Raw genomic sequence first — 4,350 nt, forward strand, 5'->3', positions numbered from 1 at the left:
AGACGTTGTACGACATAGTAAAACCCACCTCGTAAAAATGAAAGTTCGTGACGAAAAACTAAAAGCAATAATTGATTGGTCTAAAAATAACCGAGACATAAGAGCAGTATTATTGACAAGTTCACTTGTAAATCCATTAGCACCTGTTGACGATTTTAGCGACTTAGACATTGAACTTATATTCGAAAATAACGCCAAATATATTTCAGACAATACTTGGACAGAAAATTTTGGAAATCCAATTGCAATGGTTGAAGAAGACGAAACCTATTTCGAAGGTAAACACGCTATGAAAATGGTTTTATATGCTGACTATGTCAAAGTAGATTTCAAATTATACAGCAAACCCGAATTTTTACTTGACGCAAAAAAAAATGAATTACACGAAGATTGGGATATTGGCTATAAAGTTTTGGTGGATAAAGAAGGGCTAACAAATAGTCTAAAAAAGCCTACTCACCAGATTTTTATAATAAAAAAACCTACAGAAAAAAAATTCAAACAAGTTTTAAATGACTTTTGGTGGGACATTGCTCATACCGCAAAATGTATTATTAGGGATGACTTGTTTTATACAAAGTTTATGACTGAAAATAATATCCGAACAGACTATTTAATCCCTTTAATCGAATGGTACATTTCAAGCGAACATAATTGGAATATTACAACCAATAAATACGGCAGACTTTTTAAAAAATACCTGACTACCGATTTGTGGGAAACAATAGAACAAACATTTTCAGGAAGTAAAAAAAATGATAATTGGGATGCTTTATTTGCAATGGCTGATTTAGTTTCAAAAATTGGAACTGAATTATCGAAAAAACTAAATTATGATTATCCCAAAAAATTAGAAAAAGACATACGAAAATATTTGGACGAATTAAAAACTAAATAAATAACTACGTCGTACAACAAGGTATTGCCAAAAGCGGGGCTGAACGACTTCGATTGGACATTTGTGCAAGGTTCAACATTCGTCCTTCGTTTGAACTTTTGCGCTAAAAATCCCCGCCTTCGGCAATACCCAAACCGTTGGCGGTAATTTTACCAAACAGAATGTTAAACATAAAAAAATATAATCCGATGAAGCTATAAGTAACTGTCCAAAATAAATAAACTCAAACTTTTTCATTACTTTTAAAAAGTAATGGAGTTTTCTATTATTAATTTTTAAAAATTAGAAAAATGACACAGTTACAAATGATTGACAAAACAAAATTATTAGCTCAACAAGACGAAAATATTTCCGCCGTTTTTATGTATGGTTCATTTACAAAAAACGAAGGAGACCAATATTCCGACATCGAATTTTATATTTTCTTGAAAAGTAAAGAAGACTTTTCAGCCGAAAAATGGGTAAACCAAATTCATCCGGTTGCATTATATTTTACCAACGAATATGGAAGTGAAGTGGCTATTTTCGACAATATGGTCAGAGGAGAATTTCATTTTTTAAAAACGGAGGAAATTGAAATTATCAAATCCTGGGACGGAATTGTTGAATTTAGCGATTTTGACCAAATGAATCTAATCGACAAAGACGGACTTTTAACGAAAACGCTTAATCAAATCGGAACAAAATCCCCAGAAAGAATAACAAATGAAAATATCTTGTGGTTAAGCCAATCATTACTGAATGTTGTACTGACAACAAGCAACTTGATTAAAAGAGAAGAATTTGCTCACGCTCATCACAGTTTATCAAATGTTCAGAAATACTTGCTTTGGCTTATAAGAGTAAGAACAACCAAAACGCAACATTGGGAAAGTCCGACTAAAAATCTCGAAAAGGACATTGATGTAATTTGGTATTCAGCGTATAAAAAAGTAACATCTGACTTAAATCCTAAAAACATAGTTTTGGCTTTTGAGAACTCCTTAAATTTATCGAAAAAACTATTTGACGAACTTAAAATTGAACCCAAACTGAAAGAAATCCTGAGCAGAATAAGATAAAAACTACCGCCAACAAGGGTTTGTCGCAATGGCGGGTTAAGTGATTAATTGAAAGTTTCGGCTTTCTATGTCGCAAAAGCCAATTACATTGACTTTTTTTCTTAAATTTATTCAATGAATTGGCTTTTGCTACGTGTCGTCTAAATCGAAAGCTTCGTCTTCGATTTTCCGCCACTGCGTCAAGCCCCGAAACGTTAGCGGGCATTGTGAAAGATACCAGCATAACAGTTAAACATTGATAAATGAAAAAAAAACTACTTTGGATATTAATTTTAGGACTGATAATAATCAGTTGCAAACAAAGGAAAACAGAAATGAAAGAGAAAATAATTAAAACAAACGGCATTGAACTCTGTACGGAAAGTTTTGGAAATAAGAAAAATCCAGCAATCCTTTTGGTAGCAGGTGCAACCGTATCAATGCTGTATTGGGACACTGAATTTTGCCAACAATTATCTGAAAAAGGATTTTTTGTTATTCGTTACGACAACAGAGATGTAGGAAAATCCACTAATTATGAACCAGGTTCTACTCCATACGATATTGTTGACTTAACTAATGACGCTATTTCAATATTGGATGGCTACAAGATTGACAAAGCACATTTTGTGGGGATTTCTTTGGGCGGACTAATTTCTCAAATAGCATCAATAAAGTTTGCCGACAGAGTTAACTCCTTAACTCTTATGTCATCAGGCCCTTGGGGAGACTCAGACCCAACTATACCTGAAATGGACACGAGTATTTTAGATTTCCATAGTAAAGCAGGTACAGTCAATTGGACAAATGAAGACAGTGTGGTAAACTATTTAATTCAGGGTGCAGAATTAATGAGTGGCAAGAAACAATTTGACAAACAAAGAAGTGAAAAACTGATAAGAGCTGAGTTCAATAGAGCCAACAATTATATAAGTATGTTCAATCACGCTGCATTGCAAGGTGGTGAAGAATATTGGAACAGATTAAACGAAATCAAACAACCCACCTTAATTATCCACGGAACAGACGACAAAATTTGGCATTATAAGAATGCAGGTTTTTTACTAGAAAAAATAAAAGGTTCAAATCTAATCACCCTTGAAGGTACAGGACACGAATTACACGTTGATGATTGGAAATCAATTATTGATGGAATAGAAAAACACATAAATGACTGATAAACAAAAACAACGACCCGCTAACAATGTATATAAAAAATAGGCGAAACAGTAGTAAATTCAAGGCTTTTGGCTCGTATTATACTTTGTGCTTAACCGAAAATTTGGCACTTCGAAATCGCCTACTTTTCATATACTAACCGTTAGTGGCAACAAAAACAAACGATAATTAGACAATAAATGAAAAATATTTTATTTGTAGTTTTTATTTCAATGATATTTTTATTTGTTTGCTGTAACACAACAACGAATAAAAACATAATTGAAACAGAAATTTCTGATTTTGACAAAATTTTAGATAGTTTTCAAGTAAATGGTTCAATTCTAATTTATGATAACGACAAGAATACTTTTTACTCAAATGACTTTGATTGGGCTAAAAACGGAAAATTACCTGCATCAACATTCAAAATTCCAAATTCTATAATTGCTGTTGAATTAGGCATTATTGAAAATGATACAACTATTTTAAAATGGAATGGCGAGCAGAGAAAAATGGATATTTGGGAAAAAGATTTATCATTTAAAGATGCTTTTAGAATTTCCTGTGTTCCTTGCTATCAGGAAATTGCAAGGAAAATCGGAACAATTAAAATGAAAGAATATTTAGAAAAATTTGAGTATAAAAATATGATTTTTGACAGTTTAACGATTGACAATTTTTGGCTTGAAGGAAATTCAAAAATATCTCAAAAACAACAAATCGACTTTTTAAGGAAATTCTATTTTTCAAAATTTCCAATTTCTGATAGGACAATAAAGATTGTCAAAAATATTATGGAAATTGAGCGAACTGAAAATTACATTTTAAGCGGTAAGACTGGATTAAGTTCGATAGAAGAAAAATATAATGGTTGGTTTGTTGGTTATGTTGAAACAAAATCTAATGTTTATTTTTTTGCAACAAATGTAATTCCGACAGACGGATTGAATGTTGATGATTTTATTTCATCGAGAATTAATGTAACAAAAAATGCGTTAAAGCAAATGAATATAATGAAATGATAAATGCCACTAACATATGGTAGCCGATAATTGCCGGCTTTCGTGCCAACTTGATACTTTGGTGCTTTTAACGAACCGAAGTGCTAAATTGATACGAAAGTGCTGTAAATCCGGCAACTACGGCTACCATTTTTCGACACCCTCTCATAAAGTGTGTAAGTTAAAATGATGGGCTTGGGTAACAACTTTACCTGAGCCGTTGTTTTATAATAAAAAACTTAGACATGTA

General features: G+C 32.2%; 4 protein-coding genes. All 4 read left to right on the forward strand.

From position 1 onward, the window contains the following. Positions 1–37 precede the first annotated feature (37 nt). The 4 genes from B091_RS0111390 (at position 38) to B091_RS0111405 (ending at position 4,121) form a co-directional block, all read left to right on the forward strand. Positions 38–898 (forward strand): AadS family aminoglycoside 6-adenylyltransferase, encoded by an 861-nt coding sequence (locus B091_RS0111390; RefSeq protein ID WP_025069680.1) that lies wholly within the window; start codon positions 38–40, stop codon positions 896–898. 290 nt (positions 899–1,188) lie between these two features. Beyond that, a complete protein-coding gene (gene lnu(H), locus B091_RS0111395; protein ID WP_018110123.1) occupies positions 1,189–1,959 on the forward strand; it encodes a lincosamide nucleotidyltransferase Lnu(H) in 771 nt (256 codons plus the stop codon). Positions 1,960–2,201: 242 nt separating this feature from the next. Further along, the gene (estT, locus tag B091_RS0111400) at positions 2,202–3,116 is read left to right on the forward strand and encodes a macrolide hydrolase EstT (RefSeq protein WP_006744646.1); all 915 of its coding nucleotides are present in this window, start codon (positions 2,202–2,204) and stop codon (positions 3,114–3,116) included. A 180-nt stretch (positions 3,117–3,296) separates the two neighbouring features. Then, a complete protein-coding gene (locus tag B091_RS0111405) occupies positions 3,297–4,121 on the forward strand; it encodes a class D beta-lactamase OXA-347 (RefSeq protein ID WP_004295324.1) in 825 nt (274 codons plus the stop codon). The last annotated feature ends 229 nt before the right edge of the window (positions 4,122–4,350 follow it).

The sequence above is a fragment of the Bacteroides propionicifaciens DSM 19291 = JCM 14649 genome (genome assembly GCF_000375405.1).
Taxonomy (GTDB): Bacteria; Bacteroidota; Bacteroidia; order Bacteroidales; family Bacteroidaceae; genus Bacteroides_E; species Bacteroides_E propionicifaciens.

Excerpts from the sequence above, each read along its gene's own strand:
- B091_RS0111390 (WP_025069680.1), top strand. The coding sequence starts at position 38 with ATGAAAGTTCGTGACGAAAAACTAAAAGCAATAATTGATTGGTCTAAA.
- estT (WP_006744646.1), top strand. The coding sequence starts at position 2,202 with ATGAAAAAAAAACTACTTTGGATATTAATTTTAGGACTGATAATAATC.
- B091_RS0111405 (WP_004295324.1), top strand. The coding sequence starts at position 3,297 with ATGAAAAATATTTTATTTGTAGTTTTTATTTCAATGATATTTTTATTT.